Annotated in this window: 22 protein-coding genes; 13 read left to right on the top strand and 9 right to left on the bottom strand. The window is 68.3% G+C overall.

The features are described from left to right. The first annotated feature begins 62 nt into the window (after nucleotides 1-62). Together ACYVLV_RS14035 and ACYVLV_RS14030 are read left to right on the top strand one after the other, a co-directional pair. Nucleotides 63-965 (top strand): universal stress protein, encoded by a 903-nt coding sequence (locus ACYVLV_RS14035; RefSeq protein ID WP_460810843.1) that lies wholly within the window; start codon nucleotides 63-65, stop codon nucleotides 963-965. Continuing rightward, nucleotides 962-1,363: a pyridoxamine 5'-phosphate oxidase family protein gene (locus ACYVLV_RS14030; protein WP_460810841.1), complete on the top strand. Its 402-nt coding sequence runs from the start codon at nucleotides 962-964 to the stop codon at nucleotides 1,361-1,363. Before ACYVLV_RS14035 ends, ACYVLV_RS14030 begins: the two co-directional genes overlap by 4 nt. Nucleotides 1,364-1,394: 31 nt before the next feature. On the opposite strand, the gene ACYVLV_RS14025 is transcribed toward ACYVLV_RS14030, so the two are convergent. Next, nucleotides 1,395-1,853: a CAP domain-containing protein gene (locus tag ACYVLV_RS14025; RefSeq protein ID WP_460810840.1), complete on the bottom strand. Its 459-nt coding sequence runs from the start codon at nucleotides 1,851-1,853 to the stop codon at nucleotides 1,395-1,397. A gap of 158 nt (nucleotides 1,854-2,011) precedes the next feature. Here ACYVLV_RS14025 and ACYVLV_RS14020 point away from each other — a divergent pair, with 158 nt between their 5' ends. After that, on the top strand, nucleotides 2,012-2,275 hold the full coding sequence (locus ACYVLV_RS14020) for a hypothetical protein (protein WP_460810839.1): 264 nt from the start codon (nucleotides 2,012-2,014) through the stop codon (nucleotides 2,273-2,275). A 21-nt stretch (nucleotides 2,276-2,296) separates the two neighbouring features. On the opposite strand, the gene ACYVLV_RS14015 is transcribed toward ACYVLV_RS14020, so the two are convergent. From ACYVLV_RS14015 to ACYVLV_RS13995, 5 genes are all read right to left on the bottom strand, one after another. Continuing rightward, nucleotides 2,297-3,124, bottom strand: coding sequence for a pseudouridine synthase (locus ACYVLV_RS14015; RefSeq protein WP_460811016.1), 828 nt, complete (start codon nucleotides 3,122-3,124; stop codon nucleotides 2,297-2,299). A 116-nt stretch (nucleotides 3,125-3,240) separates the two neighbouring features. Next, nucleotides 3,241-5,526 (bottom strand): arylsulfatase, encoded by a 2,286-nt coding sequence (locus ACYVLV_RS14010; RefSeq protein ID WP_460810837.1) that lies wholly within the window; start codon nucleotides 5,524-5,526, stop codon nucleotides 3,241-3,243. Nucleotides 5,527-5,558: 32 nt separating this feature from the next. Continuing rightward, nucleotides 5,559-6,527 carry a bile acid:sodium symporter family protein gene (locus ACYVLV_RS14005; RefSeq protein ID WP_460810836.1) on the bottom strand — a complete coding sequence of 323 codons (969 nt, stop codon included), beginning with the start codon at nucleotides 6,525-6,527 and terminating at the stop codon, nucleotides 5,559-5,561. 41 nt (nucleotides 6,528-6,568) lie between these two features. Beyond that, nucleotides 6,569-7,606, bottom strand: a complete 1,038-nt coding sequence (locus tag ACYVLV_RS14000; RefSeq protein WP_460811014.1) for a DUF6884 domain-containing protein — start codon at nucleotides 7,604-7,606, stop codon at nucleotides 6,569-6,571. 52 nt (nucleotides 7,607-7,658) lie between these two features. Further along, entirely contained in the window at nucleotides 7,659-9,098 is a 1,440-nt protein-coding gene (locus tag ACYVLV_RS13995) for an HNH endonuclease signature motif containing protein (RefSeq protein ID WP_460810835.1), read from the bottom strand. A 192-nt stretch (nucleotides 9,099-9,290) separates the two neighbouring features. On the opposite strand from ACYVLV_RS13995, the gene ACYVLV_RS13990 reads away from it, so the two are divergent. The 9 genes from ACYVLV_RS13990 to ACYVLV_RS13950 all read left to right on the top strand — a co-directional run bounded on the left by ACYVLV_RS13990 (nucleotide 9,291) and on the right by ACYVLV_RS13950 (nucleotide 21,243). Next, nucleotides 9,291-10,943 carry a long-chain fatty acid--CoA ligase gene (locus ACYVLV_RS13990; protein ID WP_460810834.1) on the top strand — a complete coding sequence of 551 codons (1,653 nt, stop codon included), beginning with the start codon at nucleotides 9,291-9,293 and terminating at the stop codon, nucleotides 10,941-10,943. A gap of 49 nt (nucleotides 10,944-10,992) precedes the next feature. Further along, nucleotides 10,993-11,928, top strand: coding sequence for an alpha/beta fold hydrolase (locus ACYVLV_RS13985; protein WP_460810832.1), 936 nt, complete (start codon nucleotides 10,993-10,995; stop codon nucleotides 11,926-11,928). Nucleotides 11,929-11,933: 5 nt separating this feature from the next. Then, nucleotides 11,934-12,746: a lysophospholipid acyltransferase family protein gene (locus ACYVLV_RS13980; RefSeq protein ID WP_460810829.1), complete on the top strand. Its 813-nt coding sequence runs from the start codon at nucleotides 11,934-11,936 to the stop codon at nucleotides 12,744-12,746. Beyond that, nucleotides 12,746-14,380, top strand: a complete 1,635-nt coding sequence (locus ACYVLV_RS13975) for an AMP-binding protein (protein WP_460810827.1) — start codon at nucleotides 12,746-12,748, stop codon at nucleotides 14,378-14,380. Before ACYVLV_RS13980 ends, ACYVLV_RS13975 begins: the two co-directional genes overlap by 1 nt. Before the next feature lie 12 nt (nucleotides 14,381-14,392). Continuing rightward, nucleotides 14,393-15,802, top strand: a complete 1,410-nt coding sequence (locus ACYVLV_RS13970) for a WS/DGAT/MGAT family O-acyltransferase (RefSeq protein WP_460810824.1) — start codon at nucleotides 14,393-14,395, stop codon at nucleotides 15,800-15,802. A gap of 9 nt (nucleotides 15,803-15,811) precedes the next feature. Beyond that, nucleotides 15,812-16,807 (top strand): alpha/beta fold hydrolase, encoded by a 996-nt coding sequence (locus ACYVLV_RS13965; RefSeq protein ID WP_460810823.1) that lies wholly within the window; start codon nucleotides 15,812-15,814, stop codon nucleotides 16,805-16,807. A 78-nt stretch (nucleotides 16,808-16,885) separates the two neighbouring features. Beyond that, a complete protein-coding gene (gdhA, locus tag ACYVLV_RS13960; RefSeq protein ID WP_460811013.1) occupies nucleotides 16,886-18,223 on the top strand; it encodes an NADP-specific glutamate dehydrogenase in 1,338 nt (445 codons plus the stop codon). A 67-nt stretch (nucleotides 18,224-18,290) separates the two neighbouring features. Further along, a complete protein-coding gene (locus tag ACYVLV_RS13955; protein ID WP_460810822.1) occupies nucleotides 18,291-19,748 on the top strand; it encodes a peptidoglycan recognition protein family protein in 1,458 nt (485 codons plus the stop codon). 136 nt (nucleotides 19,749-19,884) lie between these two features. After that, nucleotides 19,885-21,243, top strand: coding sequence for a helix-turn-helix domain-containing protein (locus ACYVLV_RS13950; RefSeq protein ID WP_460810820.1), 1,359 nt, complete (start codon nucleotides 19,885-19,887; stop codon nucleotides 21,241-21,243). Nucleotides 21,244-21,255: 12 nt separating this feature from the next. Here ACYVLV_RS13950 and ACYVLV_RS13945 read toward each other — a convergent pair whose 3' ends face one another. The 3 genes from ACYVLV_RS13945 to gndA form a co-directional block, all read right to left on the bottom strand. Next, the gene (locus tag ACYVLV_RS13945) at nucleotides 21,256-21,384 is read right to left on the bottom strand and encodes a hypothetical protein (protein ID WP_460810818.1); all 129 of its coding nucleotides are present in this window, start codon (nucleotides 21,382-21,384) and stop codon (nucleotides 21,256-21,258) included. A gap of 239 nt (nucleotides 21,385-21,623) precedes the next feature. Then, nucleotides 21,624-22,319 (bottom strand): SGNH/GDSL hydrolase family protein, encoded by a 696-nt coding sequence (locus tag ACYVLV_RS13940; protein ID WP_460810816.1) that lies wholly within the window; start codon nucleotides 22,317-22,319, stop codon nucleotides 21,624-21,626. A 4-nt stretch (nucleotides 22,320-22,323) separates the two neighbouring features. Beyond that, nucleotides 22,324-23,781, bottom strand: a complete 1,458-nt coding sequence (gene gndA / locus ACYVLV_RS13935) for an NADP-dependent phosphogluconate dehydrogenase (protein ID WP_460810815.1) — start codon at nucleotides 23,779-23,781, stop codon at nucleotides 22,324-22,326. Nucleotides 23,782-23,845: 64 nt separating this feature from the next. Between gndA and ACYVLV_RS13930 the strand changes: the two genes are divergently transcribed. Next, on the top strand, nucleotides 23,846-24,991 hold the full coding sequence (locus tag ACYVLV_RS13930) for an MFS transporter (RefSeq protein ID WP_460810814.1): 1,146 nt from the start codon (nucleotides 23,846-23,848) through the stop codon (nucleotides 24,989-24,991). Nucleotides 24,992-24,998: the final 7 nt, after the last annotated feature.

Below are 24,998 nucleotides of genomic sequence, written 5' to 3'. Positions count from 1 at the left end.
CTCCCCATTCCCGGGACCAAGGACCCGTGCCACAGCGGCGTCGCGGGTCCAGACTGTGAGGCATGAGCGAACAACATGATGCGGTGACCGTCGGCTCGATCGTGGTGGGTCTGGATGGCTCGGAACACGCCCAACGCGCCTTGGACTGGGCGGCCGAACAAGCCTCCCTGGAGGGGCGGACCCTGACCCTGATGTGCGCGGGGGTCGAGGTCTCCATGATGTACGAGGGCTGGATCGCGCAGGCCGCGATGAGTAGCGCGGAGTTGCGGCGCGAACTCGAGGAGGCCTCCCGTCAACTCATCGAGGAGGCGACTGCCCGCGTGGCTGAACACTTCCCCAAGGTCACGGTGGAGTCGCGCATCATCTCCGCCGATCCACGCAACGCGCTGATCGACGCCTCCGAGGTGGCCTCGTTGATCGTCGTTGGTTCTCGGGGACGCGGGCCCCTGCGCAGCACCCTCATGGGTTCGGTCAGTGCGGCGATCGCCCGATCCTCCGCGTGCCCGGTGGTCGTCTGCCGCCCCCACCCGGAGAACGCGAGCCGCGGCGTGGTCGTGGGTGCGGACGGATCGGCTGCGTCACTGCCGGTGGTCGAGTTCGCCTTCCGCCAAGCGTCCCTGCGCGGGCTTCCCTTGACCGTCATGCACTGTCTGTGGGACGTACAGGGCGCTATCTACGGGGTGATGCCCCGCGATCCGGAGGACGCGAAGTTGATGCTCAGCGAGTCGGTGGCGGGTCTGGGCGAGGAGTTCCCCGACGTGGTGGTGACCTTGGAACTCGCCACGGGCCTGGTCACCGACACCTTCGCCGAGATCGCCCATCAGGTGGACCTGCTCGTGGTCGGCCGGCACCAGTACGGCCTGTTGTCCCGGATCGTCTACGGCTCCCTGTCGATCGCGATCCTCGAACGATCCGAGACGACGGTGGCCCTGGTCCCGGAGGCCGACCCGGACGGGGCGTCATGACGTACGGCGGGCGGCTGGTCGAACTCCCCACGGAGGAGGCCTGGGCCTACCTCGCCAGCACCGAGACCGGACGAATCGCTTGGAACGGGCCCGAGGGGCTGAGCATCATCCCCCTCAACTTCACGGTGGTGGACGGTCGGGTGTGGCTACGCACCGCGCCGTACTCGACTTGGCTGCACGACGTGGTGGGTCAGGAGGTCGCCTTCGAGGCCGACGAGACCGACGCTTTCACCCGGTCGGGGTGGAGCGTGCTGATCCGTGGCGTGCTTCAACTCGCCGACGGGATGGAGACACCGACCGAAGCCGTCGATGCGCCCGCCTGGCCCGCCGGTAGCCGAATCCAACACATGTACGTCGCGGCAACCAAGGTGACGGCTCGGCAACTGCTGCCGAGCTGAGGCGGCTAGAGCACAGGATCAGAGCACGGGGTCAGCGTCTGCCGAACACGGCGGCGTAGTAGGGCACGCCCTTCTTCGACAGCGCCATACCGACGCCGATCTTGTTGAACTTCCGCTTCAGGATGTTGGCCCGGTGTCCCTTCGAGGACATCCACGCCCGGTGCACCTTCCAGGCGGTGGGATAGCCGTAGGCGACGTTCTCGCCGACGATCGACATCCCGCACGCTCGGATGACCGGCGACAGGTCCTGGTGATAGAGCTTCGTCTTGCGGGCCTGTCGACGGGCCTGCCTCTCGGCGAACCGGTCGAGGCAGTTGTTCGCCTTCAACGTCCGCTTGATGCCCTTGGCCGCCCGGGCCTTGTTGTGCAGCTTGATGATCCGCTTCTCGGTCCGCTCCTGACTCGGCCCCGCCTGGGCGACAGGCATGGTGGCCGGGAGGCCACCGACGAGGAGTAGTGAGGCGAGGAGGGCAAAAAGTGCTCTGCGCATGGGGTGATTTCCTTGATACGGGGGGCGGTCGAACGACGGGTGGTTTCGACTGTAGGCCAGAGATGGCCTCCGCGCTGTGGCTTGGCGTTCCTGGTCGTCGACCAGCACCCGACGGGAGTGTCGATGCCCGGGACTACAGTTCGCCGGGTGATGCAGTCATGAGCAAGATGGACAACCTCCGCGCGATGCGCGAAGCCCGCTACGAGGCCGCCCAGAAAGCCGCGAAGAAGCCGGGCGCCGCCACAGCCAAGCCCGCCAAGGCCGCGCCGGTGGCACCGAAGGAGGCTTCCCCCTCGGCTGCGACGCAGTCGCCCGCCGACGCGGAGGAACCGACCGAGGCTCTGTGTGGACACCGGTCGATGAACGGCCGCACGTGCACCCGGGAGCAGGGGCACTCGGCGAAGAACCACCGCTACAACTGAGGGCGCCTCAGACGACCGCCCTCACCCCGTGGCAGAGGGCAGCGGCAGGGTCCGCTCGCTGACGAACCTGCGTTGGGTTCCGTCGACCGGATCGATGAAGGCCAACTCGCTGGCCAGCAGTTGGAGCGGCCGGCTGAAGTCGTCGACCGAGCGACCCCATTCGTAGGGGTAGAGCGGGTCGTCGACGATCGGGATCCCGAGCCCGTTCAGGTGCAACCGGAGTTGGTGAGTCTTGCCGGTGCGCGGGCTCAGCCGATAGACCGCTTGATCGTCGACCCGATGATCCAGCTCGACGAGGGTCTCGGCATTCGCCGGGGCGTCCGGGATCACGGTGGCCTGGTGAACGCCCGGCTCCTTGTGCAGGTGGTTGCGCACCGTGAGCGGGAGGGTCAGGTCTCCGCGCCAGCCCGCGAGGGCGAGGTAGGTCTTGGTGACGCGACGGTGCTCGAACATCAGTTGGTAGTGGGATCGCCAGCGGCGTTCGGTGGCCAGCATCAGCACCCCGGAAGTGACCCGGTCCAGGCGGTGCATCGGGGAAAGCTCGGGCAATCCCAGCTCGGCCCTGAGTCGTACGACGACACTCTGCTGGACGTGTTTGCCTCGGGGAATGGTGGCCAGGAAGGCCGGCTTGTCGACCACGACCAGGCGATCGTCGTGGTGCAGGATCCGCAGCTCCCCAGGGACCGGCGCCTCCTCGCGCAGGTCGCGGTGGAACCACATGAAGGTGTGCGGCGCGTAGGCGTCTTCCTCGCGGACGGGTTGCAGGTCGTCGTAGACGAAGCGTTCGCCGGTGAGCATCTCGTCGACCTCGACGTGCTCGGGGAGCCGGTGGTGCAGCCACTCCCCCATGGTCGCCCATTGCGAGACCGGCGATCGGTCCGGCGTACGCAGCCAGGCAGCGTTCAGCCCGTGCCGCGGGGGAAGGGGGGATCTCGGCGGCACCGACTCAGGCTAGTGGTCCTGTCTCAGTCCGAGGCCAGGGCTGCCTTGAGTGCGGTCTCGGGGTCCGGGACGGCTTGGGGGGCGCCGCTGATGAGGTCGACCCCGACCAGCTCACCGGTGAAGGGGAACGGCGGGGCGTAGTCGCTGCTCACCGGGAATCCACGGTCCCGACCGACCAGCATGCCGCTGGCTGCGGTGGAGAGGTTGGGGAAGAAGAACAGTCCCGGCATGGGGGCCGAGTCGACCTCGACACCGTCGACGAGCAGGGCGACGATCGGTTCCATGCCCGGGACGTAGCGCAACGAGAGGTCGTGGGCGCCGGGCGTCAGCGCGTCGACGCCGGCGAGTCGGATGGGGCCTTCGTACATCGCGAAGGTCGCGACGGGACGACTGTCGAGGAGGTACCACCCCCAGCCGCCGTGCCGGTCGCCCAGCGCGGTGAGGACGCCTTCGGCCCCGTCGTCGGGGACGACGATCCGGGCGCGTAGTTCGAAGCCGCCGATGGTGGCGGGCAACTGGCAGTCCTGGACCGGTCCGCCGCCGGGGGTGAAGTGGACGCGGTCGGGTTGCGGGTAGGCGCCAGGGTGCATGTGGGCCATGGACTCGGGGAACTCGAAGAGCGGGAGCACCTGGTTGCGGCCGGCCTCGGCCCACCAGAGCTGCTCGAGGCGGCGTACGACGTCGGGGTGGTCGGCGGAGACGTCGTTGGCCTCGGAGAAGTCGTCGGTGAGGCGGAACAGCGACCAGTGGTCGGTGTTGAAGTCGTAGCTGCCGGGCAGGACCTCACGCTCGCCGAACTGGTTGGCGACGTAGTCGGTCACCGCCTTCCAGCCGTCGTGATAGATCCCGCGGGAGCCCATCATCTCGAAATATTGGAGGCGTCGGTGCTCGGCGGCGTCGGCCTCGTCGATCGAGGGGAGCAGGGAGGCGCCGTCGATGGGTTGCTGGGTGATGCCGTCCACGGCGGTGGGCGCGGCGATGCCGGCGGCGTCCAGGACGGTGGAGTAGACGTCGACCGCGTGGCAGAACTGGTCGCGGATGGCGCCCTTGGTCTGCACACGGTCGCCCCAGGTGAGGACGAGCGGGGTGCGGACCCCGCCGAGCCACGCGTAGCGCTTCCACAGGCGCAGCGGAGTGTTACCGGCCCACGCCCATCCGAAGGGGTAGTGGTTGTAGGCGTCGTGGCCGCCGATGTCGTCGGACTTCTCGACGGCCTCCTCGACCGACTCGCCCTGGCCGAGCCAGGCGGCGGCCTCGTTGAGGGTGCCGGTGACGCCGCCCTCGGCGCTGGCGCCGTTGTCGGAGAGCACCATGACCATGGTGTTGTCGGCGATGCCACGCTGGTCGAGGTAGTCGAACAGGCGGCCGAGGTGGTGGTCGGTGTGGGTCATGAACCCGGCGAAGACCTCCATGTAGCGGGCGAAGAGGCGGCGCTGCTCGGGCGGCAGGGTCGACCACTCGGGGACCCAGGAGGGCCGAGGGGTCAACACGGTGTCGGCGGGTACGACGCCCGCCGCGACCTGGCGTTCGAAGACCCGTTCGCGCCAGGCCTCCCAGCCGTCGTCGAAGGCACCCTCGTAGGGAACGACCCATTCGTCGGGGACCTGGTGGGGGGCGTGGGCGGCACCGGTGGCGAGGTGCAGGAAGAACGGCTTGCGGGCCTCGGCCTGCTGTTGGTCCTGGATCATCCGGATCGACTCATCGACCAGGTCCTCGGTGAGGTGGTAGCCCTCCTGCGGGGTCCTCGGGGGGTCGATGTGGCTGTTGTCGCGAACCAGATCGGGGGTCCACTGGCTGGTCTCAGCGCCGAGGAAACCGTAGAAGCGCTCGAAGCCGACGCCCAGGGGCCACTGGTCGTAGGGGCCGGCGGCGGAGTAGTCGGTCTTGGGGGTCATGTGCCACTTGCCGACCGACATCGTGTTGTAGCCGCCGTCGCGCAGGACGCGGGCCAGGAACGCGGCGGACTTGGGGATCCGACCGGTGTAGCCGGGGAAGCCGAGGGCGGCCTCCTCGGTGACGCCCATCCCGACGGCGTGGTGGTTGCGGCCGGTGTGGAGCGCCGCGCGGGTGGAGGAGCAGACCGAGGTGACGTGGAACCTGTTGTAGCGCAGGCCGCCGGCGGCGAGGCGGTCGATGTTGGGGGTGTCGATGGTCGCGCCGAAACAGCCGAGTTGGGCGAACCCGACATCGTCGAGGACCACCATCACCACGTTTGGCGCACCCTCGGGGGCTCGGGTGTAGTCGACGAAGCGGGGTTCGGAGCCGGCGACGTACGACGTGAGCAGTTGGCGGTCCGGCTGGGAAGTCATGCCCGCAGACTAGAACGTGTTCTAGGCTACTGTCACGGAGTTGGTGCCAGGTGGGCATCGTTGTCGGCCGTTCGTTTCCAGTACGTCGACAACCCGAACCCGGTGATCAGGTCCCACAGACCCCACAACGCGACGGTGACCGCGACCCCACCCTGCTCGGGGAAGAAGGTCAGGGCAAGGACGAGTCCGAGCGCGGTGTTGCGGATGCCCATCTCGAGGGTCATGGCGCGGCGGGCGGCGGTGGGGAGTCGGCAGGCCGAGGCTGCGGCGTATCCGATGCCGAGGGAGAGGAGGTTCTGGCCGATCACGGCCAGGGCCACGATCTTGATGTAATCCAGTGCGGTGGAGGCGTTCCCTGCCAGTCCGCCCACGATCAGCAGGGTCAGCAGCGTGACGACGGCGGGTTCGACGAACTTCTTGGTGCGCTCGGAGAACTCGGGGAACTTGTGGGCGACGAGGACTCCGGCGGCGAAGGGCAAGCCGATGAGGAGTCCGACGTCGATCAGCACGTCGAGTGGTGAGAGGTCGACCTCCTCGAGGGTGTCGGCGACCTGCGGGGAGAGCGAGCCCCAGAAGGCCAGGGCGATCGGGGTGATCAGGACAGCACCGGCGCTCGACAGGGTGGTCAGGGAGACCGAGAGCGCGACGTCACCGCGGGCGCGGAAAGTCAGCAGGTTCGACAGGTTGCCGGCGGGCAGACACACCACGAGCAGGAGACCGAGCGCGACAGACGCCTGGACGTCGAGCAGGGCAATCAGCCCGAGGCTGACGGCGGGGATGACGACGAACTGGGTGGCCAGCGCGACGGCGAAGACCCCTGGGCGACGGGTGATGTCGCGGAAGTCGGAGAGCTTGACGCTCAGGGCAACACCGAAGAGGAAGACCGCGATCAGGATCTTGGTGCCGAGGGTCAACCCCTCGGGGATGTTGAGGGCGATGTCGTCGATGTCCGCCGACTGCCAGACGGCCGAGATGGCGTGGGTCATCAACTGCGCGGACACGGATCCCCTGGTTCGTCGAAGGTGGGGGTGAGACTAGACCGTCATCGGTGATTGCGCCGTAGTTCACTCAATCGCGTACGCGAGGGCGACTTACCCACACTGGCGAGGTTGAGCGGAGGGTCCAGTTCTGCGAGGACCTGCCGCTCGAGTTTGCCGAGTGTGTCGGGATCGTCATGAGCCAGCGCCACCACCTTGAGGTGGGCGTACATCCACTCGGTAAGAGCGGTCTCGTCGATCTCGGTCTCTTCTCGAGCGTTCGCGAGGATCGCCCCCAAAGTCCGGCGAAACGTGGAGAACTCGTGGCGACCACCTAGGTGCATGTCTCGAACCCGTTTGCGCAGCGTGTTGGTCGATCTCTTTCCACTGGGCCACTTGGTCGCCCCGGCCAGGCCGGCGTAGATCATGCCTGCGGTCAGCGGGAACTCAAGCCCGCGAGCAAGTTCATTAGCGCCGGGCTCATCCACCCACCAGCTGTAGAGACCAGCCTGGTCGATGTCGATGGACACGTTGCCCGCCACGAAGTCCGGTGGAGTGATGGCCGACTCGTGCGCGCGAAGATCGGTCACGAATCGGGCGACCTCGTCGTTAAAATCGTCTTGGACGAACTCGGCCCCTCCGGACTCAGCGTCGCCTGCGGAGGCCCTGCCCAGGTACCAGGCTAAGCGCTGCCCTTGACCCAAACCCGCCAGCGGAGTGATCACTTTGGCGCCCAGGCTCTCTAAGTGTGGGCGCAGAGCAGTCACGTAAGTGGAACTCGCGTGGACCTCGACCACCGCACCTTCGAGTGCACCCGCAACGACGTCCAATCGAGCGGCGACCCAACTGGCCCACGCAGTCCGGTACGCCGAACTCATGTCCGGCAAGTAGCGCTCGTACGGGGAGAGCCAATCTTCAGGCTGCACCAGACCATGCTCAGCCGAAAGGATGAACCATGGAAGCGCCCGCCCTTCGGCATAGCGTCGCTGCTTCTTGAAGAGATCCGAGATGTAGAGATCCTTCGCCGCCGCCGGCGTTGATCGCTTGGTCTTTACGCAGGTGACCAGGATCAAATCCACATCGTCAGTACTGATCGCATCCATCACGGGCGCCATCGCAGATTTACCATGCGCTGATCCTGCCGTACACGGACTGTCAGGCGGCAGTGGATGATCCTTCGGGTCTGTCTTCGCCTGGGATGACCGTCATGTCGATGGTGCCGTCGCGGGTTCTCAGGAAATGCTGGCGATGGGGATCGGTCCACCGATAGATCCCGGGTTCGACCACTCGGTATCGCCACCCCGCATGGGTTTTCAACTGGTGGTGATGTCGACACAACGGAGCCAGATTGCATTCACATGTGACCCCCGATTCGCGGAAGGGGCAGATGTGGTCCAGGTCGCAGGCCCGGGCGGTCCGGCGGCAGAAGGGGAACACGCAGGTGGTGTCGCGCAGGATCACCGACTCACGCAACGTCGTGGACGCGACGTAGGCATCCTCGCCGTCGTGATCGTCGTGGTCACCGAGGTCGGTCAGGTCGATCAGCCCCCGGACACTGACCGAGGTGTCGGGGCGGGAAGCCCACTCCGCGACTTGGTCGGCGAACCAGACCCGACCCCCATCGTCGGTGACCACGACATCGCGGCCGGCCAACGTCTCGGGGGTCAGGTGCAACACCAACTCCAAACGGCGGCGGGGTTTCCCACCGGCCGCCTCATGATCCTTGAGTAACTGAGCGGCGGCCTCGGGGTCCGCCAACACCCCCACGGCCATGGAGCGGCGGGTGTCGAGTGACTCGTGCTCCCCGGCCTCGGTGTGCTTCAACGCCTCAGCAACCGCAGAGACGGTGAGGTCGAACTCCTTGAGGTCCAACCAGTCACCACAGACCTGGAAGTAGGCCAACCCGTTGGTCAACGACAAGTCTCCCTCTTCGAGGGTGGCGTGACGTTTGCCTAACGCATCGAGGCGGTCGTGTTCGTGCTGCTCGGGATACAACCGCAGCATCGCCTCGTCCAAGAACTCCTCGAGCTTGCCCAGACCTGAGGACGCAGCGAGGGGTGCGTACTTCTCATCGACGTAGGCCACCACGTCATCGGGTCGACCCAGGACGGCGACGGCGACCTTGCGGGCCTTCCACAACGGCACCATCCCGTGCACCACCCGGCGATACAGCTTCGGCAGGCGGTGGAACAACACCAACGCATCGCGCAACAGCACCCGACCAGCGGTCGTGGACATCGCGTTCGCGGCCGCGAACGGGGCCGCGGCGTCCCACCGGATTTGTGGGATCGCGAACCACTCCAACTCCTCGAAGTCCGCCACCGTGGTCGGATCCGGAGACCCGTCCTCGTCCATCGCCGCACCAACCGACTCGGCGTAGGCCTGGCCCTTCTTGCCCGGCCGCCACCACACCACCTCGTCACCATCGAGCTCGGGATGGGAGTGCGCCCACTCCACAGCCAACCGCAGGATCTGGGCCTCAGCTTTCGCGGCCACCCGACGCTGGCGACGGACCTCCACGATCAGGTCGGTCGGCGTGGGGGCGGAGTCGGACGGCTCCTGAGGTGGCGTGTTTTCCGTGTCGTCCGAGTCCATGAACAAACGCTAATAGAACACCAGTTCATAGTCAAGAGGCATCGACCAACTGGCTCAAATCTGTGGATAACGCGACGCAGACAGTCCTCCGAGCGACCCCCGCGGCCGCCTGCCACCGTGTACGTTCCTGGAACACCAACAAGCTGCGGGTGAACGCGCGATCGCTCACCCGCCTCGGTCGAGGAGAACCCCATGTTGAGCACCATGCAGGACGAACCACTCTCCCTCGCCACATTGCTGCGCTACGCCAGCACCGCGAAGGCCGACTCCGAGGTGACGACCTGGACCGGGTCCGGCGTACGCACGCTGACCTACGCCCAACTCGGTGTCGAGGCGGCGAAACTGGCCAACGCCCTGGCCGGGCTGGGGGTCGAGCGCACCGAGCGCGTCGCGACGTTCATGTGGAACAACAACGAGCACCTGGTCGCCTACAGCGCCATCCCGGCGATGGGTGCGGTACTGCACGCCCTGAACATCCGGCTCTTCCCCGAGCAGCTGACCTTCGTGGCCAACCACGCCGAGGACAAGGTCATTCTCGTCGACGCCACCCTGGTGCCGCTGCTCGCCGGGGTCCTGCCCGGCATGACGACCGTGCAACACGTGATCGTCATCGGCGGGGACGCTGCCTCACTCGACGCCCCGGCCGGGGTCAACGTCCACTCCTACGAGCAACTCCTCGACGGCCAACCGGAGGAGTACGACTACCCGATCGTGGACGAGCGGTACGCCGCGGCCATGTGCTACACCTCCGGGACGACCGGCGACCCCAAGGGTGTCGTCTACTCCCATCGCTCCAACGTCCTGCACTCGATGCATGTGTGCAGCGCCGACGGCATGGCGCTGTCCGGCCACGACAACGTGCTCGCGATCGTGCCGATGTTCCACGCCAACGCCTGGGGCCTGCCGTACGCCGCCCTCCTCTCCGGCGCCAACCTCCTGATGCCCGACCGCTTCCTCCAGCCCGAACCGATCCTCGAGATGATGGCGACGCAGAAGCCGACCTTCGCGGCCGCCGTACCCACCATCTGGACAGGGGTCCTGGCCCAACTCGCCACCCACCCCCAGGACATCACCCACCTGCGCGACGTGGTCGTCGGCGGATCCGCGGTGCCGCCGTCGATGATGAAGGCCTTCGAGCAGGAGCACGGCGTCCGCATCCTGCACGCCTGGGGGATGACCGAGACCTCCCCGCTGGGCAGCATCGCGCACCCTCCAGCCCGGGCGACCGCGGAGGAGGCCTGGGACTACCGGATCAGCCAGGGCCAGTTCGCGCCCGCCGTCCAAGCACGACTCATCGACGACGACGGCGGCATCGTCGCCCACGACGGCGAGAGCCTGGGCGAGCTCGAGGTCAAGGGCCCCTGGATCACCGGCTCCTACTACTCCCCCGACGGCAGCGTCCTGGATCCCGAGAAGTTCCACGACGGCTGGCTGCGCACCGGCGACATCGGCAAGGTGACGCCCAACGGATACCTCACCCTGGTCGACCGGTCCAAGGACGTCATCAAGTCCGGCGGCGAATGGATCTCCTCAGTCGACCTCGAGAACGCCGTCATGGCCCTGCCCCAGGTCGCCGAGGCCGCGGTCATCGGCGTCCCCGATCCGGCTTGGGACGAACGCCCCCTGGTCGCCGTCGTCCTGCGTGAGGGCGAGACCACCGACGCCGAGACCCTGAGAGCTGCACTCGAGGACAAGTTCGCCAAGTGGCAGCTCCCCGAGCGATGGGCCTTCATCTCCGAGGTCCCCAAGACCAGCGTCGGCAAGTTCGACAAGAAGGTCATCCGGGCGCAGTACGCCGACGGCGAACTCGAGATCACCGAGCTACAGGGGCCCACACCGCGCTGATCTCACCTCGTGAGTGACGTGACGCACACCCTTGTGCCATACCGACGGTATGGGTGACACTGCGGGAACCTCGGCGGTCCCGTCGGGTGGAAAGGCTCCCATGTACGACTTCCATACCGTCGACCGCGCCATCACCGCAGGTCAGAGCGCCGACGAGGCGCTCGACGACTCCTACGGCGCACCCCATCCCCTGCTCACCGCGGCCGAACTTCCCCGTGTGGGCGTCGAGTTCGCCTCCTCATCCGTCCTGGATCTGATCACCCCCCGCCGCAACGAGGGCGACGGCCGCCCGGTGCTGGTGCTGCCCGGCTTCTACGCCACCGACGGCCTCACCGCGCGACTCCGCGGACACCTCGCAGGCCTCGGCTACGACCCGCACCCGTGGGGGTTGGGCCGCAACGTCGGGCTCACCGACCACATCGTCGACGGCCTGCTGACCCGCCTCGACGAGGTTTACGACGGCGATACCCCCGTCAGCCTCGTCGGCTGGAGTTTCGGTGGACTCCTCGCCCGATGGCTGGCCCACCAACGACCCGACGCCGTACGCCAGGTCGTGTGCCTCGGCTCCCCCTGGCGGGCCGAGGGCGAACGCACGCGCGCCACCGGCATGTTCGAACGCGCCCGGGTGAAGTTCGGGATCACCGAGCGCGCGGAGGAGATCGTGGCCGAGTTGCGCGGCCCTGTCCCGGTTCCCCTGACGGCGATCTGGTCGCGCACCGACGGCATCGCCCACTGGCGCGGTTGCCGCGTCGACGACCTCGACCCCGCCGAAGCCACCGCCCTCAACCAGGCTGCGGTCGCCGAGAACATCCACGTCCCCAGCAGCCACGTCGGACTGGTCTCCAACCCCCTGAGCCTGGCCGCGCTGGCCGACCGTCTCGCTCAGGACCCCGACGACTGGCGTCGGTTCGACTGGACCACCTGCCTACAGGCCCGGGTAATGGGCCGAAAGCCGCGCGCCCGCATGCTCGGGGCGGCAGGATGACACTGGTGACCGAACCCGCCTCGTCCACCGACGCCGAAGACCTCAGCCAGCGCGACGGTGAACACGTCAAACGACTGATCCCCCTGCTCCGGTTGGCCATGAAGGGCTACTTCCGCTCCGAGGTCACCGGCATGGAGCACGTCCCGGACGGCGGGGCGCTGCTGGTGTCCAACCACTCCGGCGGCCTACTGGCGATGGACGTCCCGATCCTCGCGGTCGCCTTCACCGAACACTTCGGCACCGACCGACCGTTCTACGTCCTGGCCCACGATCTTCTCTTCACCGCGAGCGGCGGACCCTTCTTCCGACGGGCCGGCTTCCTGCCCGCCACCCGCGCCAACGCTGAGGCCGCGCTGCGCTCGGGCGGGGTCACGTTCGTCTTCCCCGGCGGGGACTACGACACCTTCCGGCCCTCCAGCAAGGCCAACGTCATCGACTTCGACGGGCGCACCGGCTACGTCCGCACCGCCCTGGCCTGCGATGTGCCCATCGTGCCCACGGTGAGCGTCGGTGGTCAGGAGACCCAGATCTTCCTCTCCCGCGGCGAGGGACTGGCCAAACTGCTCCGCCTGGACAAGCTGATCCGGACCAAATACATGCCCATCGGATTCGGCTTCCCCTTCGGGCTCTCGCTGGCCCTCACCCCGAACCTGCCCCTCCCCACCAAAATCCGCACCGAGGTGCTGGCGCCGATCGACATCCGCGCCGAGTTCGGCGACGACCCCGACATCGACGAGGTCGACCGCGAGGTCCGCGCCCGGATGCAGGCCGCGGTCGACGAACTGGTCCGCCAGCGGCGCTTCCCGGTGCTGGGCTGATGGGCGCGCTGCGGACCCTCCGCCACGGACTGTGGGTCTTCGCCATGCTCGTCCGCAGCGGGATGATCGCTCCACTGCGCCCCGACAAGTACCTCCGGATGGGCTTGGTCGTACGCCGCCAGGGCGTGACCCCCACCACCGGCATGTCCCTCGCCGCCGCCCGCCGACCCCACGGAACGGCCCTGATCGACGAGCGTGGCTCGCTGACCTGGCGCGAACTCGAGCACCGCTCGGACGCCCTGGCCGTCGGTCTCACCGGGCTCACCACCAGTGGTCAGGTCCGCACCCTCGGGGTGCTCTGCCGCAACCACCGAGGCTTCGTCGAGGCGCTGGCCGCGGGCGCCAAACTCGGTGCCGACGTACTACTGCTCAACACCTCCTTCTCCGGCCCCCAACTCGGCGACGTCCTCGAACGCGAGGGCGCCGACGTGATGATCTTCGACGACGAGTTCGCCGAGATCGTGGCCACCGCGAGGACCGGCCGTGACGGCCTCGCCTCCCTGATCGAGGTCCACGGCTGGACCGACAGCACGTCGGAGGGCACCCCGACCATCGACCAGTTGATCGCCACCCACCGCGGCGTGCGACCGCCCAAGGCGCCGCAGTCCGGCCGCGTCGTCCTGCTCACCTCCGGCACCACCGGCACCCCCAAGGGCGCCCGCCGTGGCGGCGGTGGCGGCGCGGGTGCGCTCGCGGCGATGCTCGACCGGATCCCGTGGAAGGCCGAAGAGACCGTCATCGTCGCGGCCCCGATGTTCCACGCCTGGGGCTTCGGCCAACTCGCCATCGCCGCCACGATGACCTGCACCGTCGTGATGCGTCGACGCTTCGATCCAGAGGCCACGCTCGCGCTCGTCGAGGAGTACGACGCAACCGGGCTGGCCGTCGTACCCGTCATGCTCGAGCGGATCATCGATCTGCCCACCGAGGTGCTCGACCGGCACCCCGCGCCCTCCCTGCGGTTCGCCACCGCCAGCGGATCGCGGATGCGGGGTGAGGCAGTGATCTCCTTCATGGATCGCTTCGGCGACTGCATCTACAACAGCTACAACGCCACCGAGGCCGGACTGATCAGCACCGCTGTCCCCGCCGATCTGCGCGTCGCCCCCGACACCGCCGGGCGACCCGTGGTGGGCACCGAGGTGCGGATTCTCGACGACCATGACCGGGACCTCCCGGTCGGCGGCGTCGGCCGGATCACGGTGGCCAGCGGCTCCCAGTTCGAGGGCTACACCTCGGGTGAGACCAAGTCCTTCCACGAGGCCTACATGGTCTCCGGAGACGTGGGTCGCCTCGACGACGCGGGACGGCTCTACGTCGTGGGTCGCGACGACGAGATGATCGTCTCGGGAGGGGAGAACGTCTACCCCCTCGAGGTCGAGGAGACCCTCGCCGCACACCCCGCCGTCCACGAAGCGGCCGTGATCGGGGTCGACGACGACCAGTTCGGCCAGCGCCTCGCCGCCTTCGTGGTGCTGCGCTCGGAGGTCAGCGTCGATGACCTCAAGGCGCACGTGAAGGCGCAGCTCGCCGGGTTCAAGGTGCCCCGCGAGGTGACGGTCCTCGACGAGTTGCCGCGCAACGCCACCGGCAAGGTCATGAAGCGGCTGCTCCCCGAGAACTCGGCGGGCTGAGCCGTGGAGCGGATGGACGGCGCCGACGCCGGGTTCCTCTACATGGAGACCCCGACGATGCATCAGCACACGCTGAAGATCTCCATCCTCGAACCCCAGCCGGGTGTCACCTTCGATCGCTTCCGCCGCACGATGATGTCGCGGATCGAGGATCTGCCTCCGCTACGCCGTCGGGTCCTGCCGGTGCCGTTCGGGCTCAACCACCCGGTCTGGATCGCCGACCGTCCGCTGAACCCCGACCGCCACCTGTTCCACCACCATGTCGCCGCCCCCGGCGGCATGCGCGAGCTCGAGACCCTGATCGGCGAGATCGCCAGCACCGGCCTGGACCGTCGCCACCCCTTGTGGGAGATGCACCTGTGCGAAGGCCTCGCCGACGGCCGGGTGGCCGTGGTCGGCAAGATGCACCACGCCCTGGCCGACGGGGCGGCAGCCAACGCCCTGCTCGCCAATGTCGCGGACACCCAGGGCGTCCCGCTTCCGCCCCTCCCGGAGAGCGAAGACCTCCCCGGGACCCTGGAGCCCACCCCGACCCGCCGCACCCTGGTCACCTCGGCGCTACTGGACGCCATCCGCCAACTCGGGGACGTGCCGGCCCTGGTCTGGCGCACCATCCGGGGACTGTTCGCACTCGGCCGCCACCGCCGCGGAGCGACCACCTCCACCCCACGCCCCGTCCTGGACGCTCCCCGCGTCTCGTTCAACGGCCCGCTGTCCACCAGGCGGGTGTTCGCCACCTGCTCGGTGCCCCTCGAGCAGGTCAAGGAGGTACGCCGCACCCACGGCGTCACCGTCAACGACGTGGTGCTGGCCATGGTCGCGGGCGCGTTGCGCAACTGGATGGACGACCGCGGTGAGCGGCCGAGCGGTCCGCTGGTGGCCGGCGTACCGGTCGGAACCGATGCGAAGGACGCGGCACCGCGACTGGCCGGGAACCGGGTCTCCAACCTCTTCACCACCCTCGCGACCGACGTCGACGACCCCGCCGAGCGACTGCAGACCATCTCACGGGTGACGGCGGAGGCGAAGAAGATGCAGCAGGCATTGGGGGCGAACATGCTCACCGACTGGGTGCAGTTCACCCCTCCTGCGCCGTTCGCCGCAGCCGTCCGGCTCTACTCGCGCAAGCGCACGGCCGCTCGACACGCGGCGCCGTTCAACGTGATCGTCTCCAACGTCGCCGGGCCGCGGGAGTACGCCACGATCTCCGGCGCCGGGCTGAGCGACCTGTTCAGTGTGGGCCCCGTCCTCGAGGGCATCGGCCTCAACATGACGGCCTGGTCGTACGTCGACCGCCTCAACTTCTCGGTCCTCTCCTGCCCCGAACTGGTGCCCGACCTTCCCGCACTGGTCGCCTACCTGCGCCCAGCGCTCGACGAGTTGAGCGCGCTCGACGCCCCCGACCACACCTCCGAGAAGTAGGACGACGTGATGACCTTCCACACCGTGACCGACCTCAGCGTCCGAGCCATCCGTATCGGGACCCGCCAAGGAGTGCGCCTGGCCGGCGCCGGCGCCGGAGCCGCCGCCCGCCGGATGGTGCCGCTGCCCGAGGTTCAGGCCACCCATCGAGGTCGGATGATGACGTTGGAGGGCCGCGGCAGCACGTACGTCGTCGACGTCCCCGGCCCGACGCCCGACGCACCGGTTGCGGTGCTGCTCCACGCCCTGGGAGTGACGGCCCATCTGAGCTGGTTCGCGGCGATCAGCGAGCTGTCTCAGACCCACCGCGTGGTCACCTTCGACCAGCGGTGGCACGGCCGCGGGATCCGCTCCGACCGGTTCCGCTTCGCCGACTGCGCCGATGACGCGGTTGCGGTGATGGACGCCCTCGACATCGACCAGGCCGTCATCGCGGGGTACTCGATGGGTGGAGCGATCGCCCAGCTCGTCTGGCGGCGTCACCCCGAACGGGTCGCTGCCCTGGTGCTCTGCTCCACCGCTCGCAACTACCGCGGGAAACTCGGCGAGAAGGCTTTCTTCCCGGTGCTCGGCGCTGCCTCTCATCCGCTGGCCGGCTACTCGCTCAGTCGTGTCGAGCGCGTTGCCCGACAGTTGCCGGAGATCCCCGCCGCGGACCTATCCTCGTTCAGCGCCTGGGGCCGCAACGAGCTGCGTAGCACCAGCAAGTGGTTGCTGCCCGAAGTGCTCGGCGAGCTGGGTCGTTTCGACAGCTCGGCGTGGATCGGTGAGGTCGACGTCCCCACCGCTGTCGTGGTCACGGTGCGCGATAGGACCATCCCCGCCCGTCGACAGTTCCGACTCGCCGAGGCCATTCCCCATGCCGCGCTCCGCAGCAGCCGGGGCGGACACACCTCGCTGTTCCTGGACGCCAAGCGGTGGGTGCCTCTGTTCGTCGACGCCGTCGCGACGGTGACCGAGCAGGCGGATCTGAACGTTCGTGAGGGTGCGCGCATCACCGCCTGATCGTTGGTGGGTGCCTGCCCCTTAGGGTCTGGCTCGACCCCCCATCGATCAACAACGAGGAGCCCCCCGGTGGCCGCAGTGGACGAGAAGTTGGCGGTCCTCTACGAAGAGGTCCTGCAGCGCAACCCCGGTGAAACCGAGTTCCACCAGGCCGTGCACGAAGTTCTGGACAGCCTCGGCCCCGTGGTGGCCAAGCACCCCCACTACGTGGACGCCGGCGTCATCCGTCGCCTGTGCGAGCCCGAGCGTCAGATCATCTTCCGGGTGCCGTGGGTCGACGACCACGGGCAGGTGCAGATGAACCGCGGCTTCCGGGTCGAGTTCAACTCCGCGCTGGGCCCCTACAAGGGCGGGCTGCGGTTCCACCCCAGCGTCTACCTGGGGATCGTGAAGTTCCTCGGCTACGAGCAGATCTTCAAGAACTCGCTGACCGGGATGCCGATCGGCGGCGGCAAAGGAGGCTCCGACTTCGATCCCAAGGGTCGTAGCGAGGGCGAGGTGATGCGCTTCTGCCAGGCCTTCATGACCGAGCTCTACCGCCACATCGGCGAGTACACCGACGTGCCGGCGGGCGACATCGGCGTCGGTGGCCGCGAGATCGGCTACCTCTTCGGTCAGTACAAAAAGATCACCAACCGCTACGAGTCCGGCGTTCTGACCGGCAAGGGGTTGGCCTGGGGTGGGTCCCGGGTTCGCACCGAGGCCACCGGCTTCGGCACGGTCTTCTTCGTCGACGAGATCCTCAAGGCCCGTCAGGACTCCCTCGACGGCAAACGGGTCGTGGTCTCCGGCTCCGGGAACGTCGCGATCTACGCGATCGCCAAGATCCAGCAGCTCGGCGGCACGGTCGTGGCCTGCTCGGACTCCGGCGGCTTCGTCGTCGACGAGAAGGGCATCGATCTCGCCACCGTCAAGGAGATCAAAGAGGTCGAGCGCGGCCGCATATCGACCTACGTCGATCGCCACCCGCACGCGAAGTACGTCGAGGGCACCTCGGTCTGGAACGTGGAGTGCGACATCGCCCTCCCCTGCGCCACCCAGAACGAACTCAACGGAGCCGACGCGGGCCTGCTCATCTCGAACGGCTGCACCATCGTCGCCGAGGGCGCCAACATGCCCTGCACCCCCGAGGCGGTCCAGTTCTTCGAGGAGGCCGGCATCGCCTTCGCCCCCGGTAAGGCCGCCAACGCCGGTGGGGTCGCGACCAGCGCGCTCGAGATGCAACAGAACGCCTCGCGGGACTCCTGGACCTTCAAACACACCGAGGACCGTCTCGCCGAGATCATGTGCGGTATCCACGAGCGGTGCCTGGCCACGGCCGACGAGTACGGGTCTCCCGGGAACTACGCGGCCGGGGCCAACATCGCCGGCTTCACCCAGGTCGCCGACGCGATGATCGCCCAGGGCGTCATCTGACACCCGACTCGCCACGCCCGAGCAACCAAAGTGGCTCCTGTTGCTCACGTGACATACCGTCTAGACCATGCCGACCGAAGGAACGCCTCGGCGACCCCTGCTGAAGGCCTTCGCCGCAGGCAGTGTCGCGCTCGGAGGCATCGCTGTAGCCGCCCGGGTCACCGACTCCTCGGACCCGGATCGGCCTCGGCCAGCCCTGAGCCTGAGTGGTGATTCCTCCTCGGCGGTGAGCTCGCTCGATGTCCGCCTCGGCGACGATCTGCTGCCCGGCTCCGGCCAGGGTCAGTGGCGCTCGGCCCAGTTGCCGACCTCGACCCACTCGATGGTCGCGCTGACCTGGCGGGCCGGCGCCCCCGAACCCGTCATCGAGATCAAGTCCCGCGCCAGCGGCGCCTGGGGTCCCTGGACCCGGCTGTCCACACTCCACGACGCCCCGGACGCTGCGTCCGGCGAGGGCGGCACCACCGTGGGAACCGACCTGGTCTGGATCGGCAAGTCCGACGGCATCCAGATCCGCCTCGACGGAGCGCGACCCCCCGATCTGACCCTGGTGCTGCTCAACCCCGGGCGCCTCGACACCGACCTCAACGCCGAGGCAGCGACCCCCTCCGAACCGGACGGAGCGTCGTACCGCAGCGCGAGGATCGTCGCCCCCACACCGGCCATTCTGACCCGGCGCGACTGGGGTGCCGACGAGAAGATGCGCGACCCCGGACCCCGCTACAACTCCACCCTGAAGCAGGTCCACGTCCACCACACGGTCAGCAGCAACGACTACAGCCGCAACGACGTGGCCGGGCTGATCCGGGGGATGTACCGCTACCACGTGCAGAACCTGGGTTGGTCGGACATCGGCTACAACTTCCTGGTCGACCGTTTCGGACGCGTCTGGACTGGTCGCGCCGGCGGCGTCGAGAGACTCGTCCGCGGCGCCCACACCCTCGGCTTCAACGACACCTCGACCGGCATCTCCGCGATCGGGAACTTCGAGGTCACCCGGCCCACTGCGGCCATGCGCGAGGCCATCGCCCAGGTCGCGGCGTGGAAACTCTCGACGTACGGCATCGAGCCCGTCGGCAAGACCACTGTCACCTCCGAGGGCAGTGACAAGTACAGCCGCGGTCGTCGGGCCACGCTGCCCGCCATCGACGGCCATCGCGACACCAACGACACCGCGTGCCCGGGCATCTTCTTGTACAACGCGCTGCCCGGGATCCGCCGCCGAGCCTCCGCGATCGTCAAGGAGGCCGGAACGCCCGCACCAAAGACCGTGACCGTCGATCTGCGCACCGTGGGCTACACGGGACGTGCGGTGGTCAAGGCCAACCTCGTCTCCCCTGACGGTTCACCCGCTCGGGGCAAGGTGACCGTGAAGTTGGGCTCCCGGCGACGGGTCAAGCGACTCAAAAACGGGCGGGTGCGTGTGGGGTTCCTCCGCGTCCGACCGGGCTCGCACCGCGTCACCGTGACCCATCGGGCCAATAAGGTCGTGACCCGCAAGAAGGGCACCGTACGGACCCGCTGAGGTCCGCTGCTGCACGCATCTGACCGCCCACAGTCGGTCTAGCCCACTCTCTCTCGGGGGGCGGGCGGTTGAAGCCACGCCACACGAGGTCGGACAATCTGACACACATCGGTCAAAATCAGTCACAATGGCTCGTATGCGCGCCGAACTGGTTGACCTTCTCCACACCGTTGATGCTGCGACCCTGGGTGAACGGATCAAAACTCAACGACTCAGGGCCGGGTTGACCCAGACCCAGGTCGCGGGCGGACAGGTCTCCGTGGGCTACATCTCCCGCATCGAGAACGGCCAGCGACGACCCGATATCGCTTTGCTGAGCGGGATCGCTGAGCGGCTCTCGGTGAGCGTGGAGGAGCTGATCAACGGCATCACCCCCGACCGCCTGGCCGAACTGCAAGTGATGCTCGACCACGCGGAGCTCCACCTGGCCACCGGCGCCTGCGCCCTAGCACTGGAGGTGGTCAACGGGGTCCTGGACGATCCTGCGGTCGCCGGGCTCGACGAACTACGACGAAGCGCCGGCTACGTCCGGGCTGGAGCCCTCGAGGCCACCGGCGACCTGCAGTCGGCCATCATCACCCTCGAGGACCTCGCCGAGACCTCACCGCACGACCTGCGGTGGATCGACGGCCTCAGCGCGCTGTGCCGGTGCTACCGCGACTCCGGGGAACTCGGTCGGGCCATCGAGGTCGGCGGCCAGGCGATCCGCCGCGTCGAGGAGATCGGGCTCGACGGGGTCGACGAGGCGATTCGGCTCAGCCTGTCGGTGGCTGCGGCGTACCACGAACAGGGCGACGTGGACTACGCCGCTCGTCTGTGCCGGCGCGCGGTCGACCGGGCCGACGCGCTCGCGTCGCCGGTCGCCAAGGCGATGGCTTACTGGAACAGCTCCGCCATCGAATCGATGCGCGGCGACACCGCCGCCGCCCTGCCCCTGGCCCGCCGAGCCTTGGCCATCATCGAGGCCGCGGATGACGCCCGCAACGTGGCTCGACTGCGGACGCAACTGGGCATCCTGCAACTACAGGTCGACCCACCGCAGGCCCAAGAGTCACTCGACACCCTGACTGTCGCCGCCCGTGAGCTGTCGACGACCGGAGCCGGGTTCTCCGACCTCGCCGACAACCTGCTGGCCCAAGCTCGAGCCCGCTTCCTGCTCGGAGATGTGGAGGGCGCTCGGAAAGGAGCCGTCGAAGCAGCGGGTTCTATCCGCGAGTCGATGCCGTTGCTCGCCGCGGATGCCAGCTCGCTGCTGGGCCAGATCTGCCTCCATGAGGGCGCAGCAGACCAAGCTCGGGACCAATTCCAGCAAGCCGTGCTGCACCTCAGTGGCGCGGGCGCCGACAGGGCGGCCGCTCAACTGTGGTTCGAACTCGCTGGACTTCTCGAGAGCGTGGGCGATTCGATCGGCGCTCTCGACGCCTACCGTCGAGCTGCCGCGGCGACCGGACTGACTACTCCGACCTCACGGCAGCGGACTCCTACGAAGAAGTGACGCTTCGCGACGTCAGCAGCACCACCGGGTGGTCATGACCACCGCGTCGTCCTGGGCTGCGCCGGCCTGGGCGACGCCGAGGCCTCCCAGCAGCGAGAGGGTGGCGACGGTTCCGACGAGGAGCTTGCGTGCACGGTTCATGAAATTTCCTTCCCAAGGCCGCTCCGGATGAGCGGTGTGACTATGTTCTGTCACATCTTGGCAAATGTGTGCCACAATGGGAATGTCCGCGGGTAACGAGTTGCCTACGTCACCGAAATACCCCCACCGGGGATGTCGGTCTCAACCACGCGGTACACGCGTATTCGTCAGCCCTGTCCGGTCGCCCGCACCCCCTTGCGTGGCCCGGGCAGGGTTGGCGAATCGCCGCAGTGATTGAACTACGTCGTCACGACGACCGGCGCGAAGGCCCCCGCGATAGCGGCGTACCCCGCATCGTTGGGGTGGAAGAAGTCCTCGGCGAGTTTCCCGCGCCAGGACGTCGGACCCGAGCTCCGCAGGTCGACCACCCGCACCTGGTCCCGAGCCACGGCCCGTTCGATGTGAGCGTTCGCGCCGCTCGCAGCCGCCCTCGGTTGCGGCAGGGTCGCCACCACCGCGCCGACGGGCAGTCGCTCCAGCAACTCACCGAAGGCATCCGGCAGCCCCTCGCGCAGGGACCGGCCTGCGAACAGGTCGTTTGATCCGATGAGCACCGTCACCAGGTCCGACGGGCGTGGCCCCAGCGCGTCGTACGCCGGCAGCTGCTGATCGAGCAGGTCCCGGGTCCGGGCACCGGTGGCCGAGAGGTTCACGACCCGCAGATCGCGGACGGGCATCTGATCGGCGAGTTGCCCGACCCATCCCTCGTCGTACGCCGAGGCCCCGATGCCCTGGGACATCGAGTCCCCCAGCACGATCCAACGCGGGCCCGCCTGGTCGAGCACCCGGAGGTTGTGGGCGCGCCAGGCGTCGGCGTACGGCTCGACCTGGGACCACACCTTGCGCACCCCGGGCAGGGCCACCCCGAGCGTGCGGACGACACGGCCGGGGCCGCGTCCGGTGCGGTTGTCGTAGGTGAATTCAGTCGTGCTCAACCGGTCAGTCCTGCTCGCTCTGACTGAGGTCGCCGGCCCACGCGGTGTGGAAGGTCCCCTCCCGGTCGGTGCGCTGGTAGGTGTGGGCCCCGAAGTTGTCGCGCAGCGCCTGGATGAGCGCGGCGGGCAACCGCTCGCGGCGTAGTCCGTCGAAGTAGGCCAGAGACGAGGAGAACGCCGGCGTCGGCACTCCCGCCTGCGCCGAGGTCGCCACGACATGGCGCCACGCGTCGACCCCGTCCTTGACCGCCTGGGCGAAGAAGTCGTTGGTCAGCAGTGTGGTGAGGTCGGGCTCCTCGGCGTACGCCTCCTTGATCCGATCCAGGAACTTGGCCCGGATGATGCATCCGCCGCGCCAGATGGTGGCGATGTCGCCCAGGTTGATGTCCCAGCCGTACTGCTCGGCGCCGGCGGCGATCTGATCGAAGCCCTGGGCGTAGGCGACGACCTTGGAGGCGTACAACGCGGCGCGGATCTCATCGACGAAGGCCTGCTTGTCGATGTCGACCGTGTGCGACTCCGAGGACGTGGAGAAGACCTCACGGGCGGCCTCCCGCTGCTTGGTGTGACCCGACAGGCTGCGGGCGAAGGTCGCCTCGGCGATGCCGGTGATCGGTACGCCGAGGTCGAGGGCACTCTGCACGGTCCAGCGCCCGGTGCCCTTCTGCTCCGCGGCGTCCATGACGACGTCGACGAACGGCTTGCCGGTCTCGGCGTCGGTGTGCCGCAGAACGTCGGCGGTCATCTCGATCAAGAACGACTCCAGGTCGCCGGTGTTCCACTCCGCGAAGACCTCGGCGATCTCGGCCGGCTCGAGCCCGACGGTGCTGCGCAGGAGGTCGTAGGACTCGGCGATCAGTTGCATGTCGGCGTACTCGATGCCGTTGTGGACCATCTTCACGAAGTGGCCGGCCGCGCCGGTCCCGACATGGGTGCAACACGGCGTCCCGTCGACGTCGACGGCGATGTCCTCCATGATCGGGCCGAGACGCTCGTAGCTCTCGTCCGAGCCGCCGACCATGATCGAGGGGCCCTCGAGGGCGCCCACCTCGCCGCCGGAGACGCCCATCCCGACGAAGTGAAGCCCCTTCTCATCCAGGGCCTCGGTGCGTCGGATCGTGTCGGTGAAGTGGGCGTTGCCGGCGTCGACCACGATGTCGCCCTCGTCGAGAAGAGGCACGAGCTCATCGATGACTGCGTCCGTGGCCTCCCCCGCCTTGACCATCACCAGGATGACCCGGGGTTGTTCGATCGAAGCGACGAAGTCCTCGAGGCTCTCGGAGCCGACGAAACCACCGCCGTTCTCCTGCGCCTCCTCGCCGAACTCCTCGACCAGATCGGTCATCTTCTGCGTTGTGCGGTTGTGCACCGCGATGGTGTGACCGTGACGCGCGATGTTGCGGGCGAGGTTCTTGCCCATGACGGCGAGTCCGGTGAGGCCGATGGTCGCTGTGGTGTCCATGAAGACCCAACCCCGGGGCGTGCCGTGATGTTCCTTCACCTGTGGCGTGTGTGAGGCTGCACCGGTGACCTGGAGCCCGGAGCGTCGACTTGGCCTACTGCTGTTGGCGGTGGCGACCGGCACCAACGTGCCGACCCCCCTGCTGCTGGTCTACCGCCGCGAGCTCGCCCTCACCGACGCCTCGGTGACCGCGATCTTCGGCGTCTACGCCCTCGGTCTGATGCTCGCGCTCGCGTTCGCGGGTCGGGCCGCGGACCGGTGGGGGCGCCGCCCGGTGGTCCTGCCTGCGGCGATAGTCGCCGCCGTCGCCTCGCTGTTGTTCACCGGCGCGGGAGGCAGTGAACCCCTGCTCTACCTGGTGCGGTTCCTCCAGGGGGCCGCGTCGGGGACGGTGTTCAGTGTGGGCAGCGCCTGGCTGGTGGAGTCCGCGGTCCGGCACGGGAGCATGTCTGGTCCCCGCACCGCGACCGTCGCCATGACCGGTGGCTTCGCGGTGGGTCCGGCGTACGCCGGGTTGATCGGTGAGTGGGGTCCGTGGCCTTTGGTCCTGCCCTACCTCATCCACATTGCGCTGCTCGTGGCCGCGCTCGTCTTCGCCTGGCGGGTGATGGAGTCGCTGGTGCCCGCGCCGTTGACCGTCGATGTGGCACCGCGCAGCGCGTTCGTCCCCGGGGCGCGGCGTACCGGGTTGTTGGTGGTGGCGCCCCTCGCGGTGTGCGTCTACGCGTTCCCGGCCAGCGCGGTGGCCGGGATCCCGGTGCTGATCGGTTTCCCCGTCGCCCCGGTGGCTCTGACGGGTCTGTTGGCAGGGCTCGCGCTGGGGGCCGGCACCGTGGCCGCGCCGTTCCAGGCTCGCCTGGGTGCCCGTACGGCGCCGGTCGCGGCGGCGTGCGGGTTGGTCGGGTTCGGGACCACCGCACTGGCCGCCGCGGTGCCCGCGCTGCTGCTGCTCGCCGTACCCGCCTCCGCGATCCTCGGCGCTGGCGGTGGGCTCGCGCTGGCCGCCGGGCTCTCGCGGCTTCCTGCGCTGGCCAACCCCGGTCGGCTCGGCACGGTCTCAGCGGGCTTCTACGCCACCGCGTACATCGGCTTCGGCTTTCCGTTGATGATCGCCACGACCTCCGAGGTGGTCCCGGTCGCCGCGGTGCTCGCCACGCTGGCGGTCGTGTGCGCCGCCCTCACGGTGCAGCAGGGCCGAGCCCGGCTCTGACCGGCGG

This window comes from Nocardioides salsibiostraticola, from assembly GCF_054783655.1.
The sequence above is the reverse complement of the archived record's forward strand: the minus strand, read 5'-3'. Positions and strand labels throughout refer to the sequence as shown.

Coding starts and splice junctions, on each gene's coding strand:
- ACYVLV_RS14035 (WP_460810843.1), top strand. CDS start 63: ATGAGCGAACAACATGATGCGGTGACCGTCGGCTCGATCGTGGTGGGT.
- ACYVLV_RS14030 (WP_460810841.1), top strand. CDS start 962: ATGACGTACGGCGGGCGGCTGGTCGAACTCCCCACGGAGGAGGCCTGG.
- ACYVLV_RS14025 (WP_460810840.1), bottom strand. CDS start 1,853: ATGCGCAGAGCACTTTTTGCCCTCCTCGCCTCACTACTCCTCGTCGGT.
- ACYVLV_RS14020 (WP_460810839.1), top strand. CDS start 2,012: ATGAGCAAGATGGACAACCTCCGCGCGATGCGCGAAGCCCGCTACGAG.
- ACYVLV_RS14015 (WP_460811016.1), bottom strand. CDS start 3,124: ATGGGGGAGTGGCTGCACCACCGGCTCCCCGAGCACGTCGAGGTCGAC.
- ACYVLV_RS14010 (WP_460810837.1), bottom strand. CDS start 5,526: ATGACTTCCCAGCCGGACCGCCAACTGCTCACGTCGTACGTCGCCGGC.
- ACYVLV_RS14000 (WP_460811014.1), bottom strand. CDS start 7,606: ATGGATGCGATCAGTACTGACGATGTGGATTTGATCCTGGTCACCTGC.
- ACYVLV_RS13995 (WP_460810835.1), bottom strand. CDS start 9,098: ATGGACTCGGACGACACGGAAAACACGCCACCTCAGGAGCCGTCCGAC.
- ACYVLV_RS13990 (WP_460810834.1), top strand. CDS start 9,291: ATGTTGAGCACCATGCAGGACGAACCACTCTCCCTCGCCACATTGCTG.
- ACYVLV_RS13985 (WP_460810832.1), top strand. CDS start 10,993: ATGGGTGACACTGCGGGAACCTCGGCGGTCCCGTCGGGTGGAAAGGCT.
- ACYVLV_RS13975 (WP_460810827.1), top strand. CDS start 12,746: ATGGGCGCGCTGCGGACCCTCCGCCACGGACTGTGGGTCTTCGCCATG.
- ACYVLV_RS13970 (WP_460810824.1), top strand. CDS start 14,393: ATGGACGGCGCCGACGCCGGGTTCCTCTACATGGAGACCCCGACGATG.
- ACYVLV_RS13965 (WP_460810823.1), top strand. CDS start 15,812: ATGACCTTCCACACCGTGACCGACCTCAGCGTCCGAGCCATCCGTATC.
- ACYVLV_RS13955 (WP_460810822.1), top strand. CDS start 18,291: ATGCCGACCGAAGGAACGCCTCGGCGACCCCTGCTGAAGGCCTTCGCC.
- ACYVLV_RS13950 (WP_460810820.1), top strand. CDS start 19,885: ATGCGCGCCGAACTGGTTGACCTTCTCCACACCGTTGATGCTGCGACC.
- ACYVLV_RS13945 (WP_460810818.1), bottom strand. CDS start 21,384: ATGAACCGTGCACGCAAGCTCCTCGTCGGAACCGTCGCCACCCTCTCG.
- gndA (WP_460810815.1), bottom strand. CDS start 23,781: ATGGACACCACAGCGACCATCGGCCTCACCGGACTCGCCGTCATGGGC.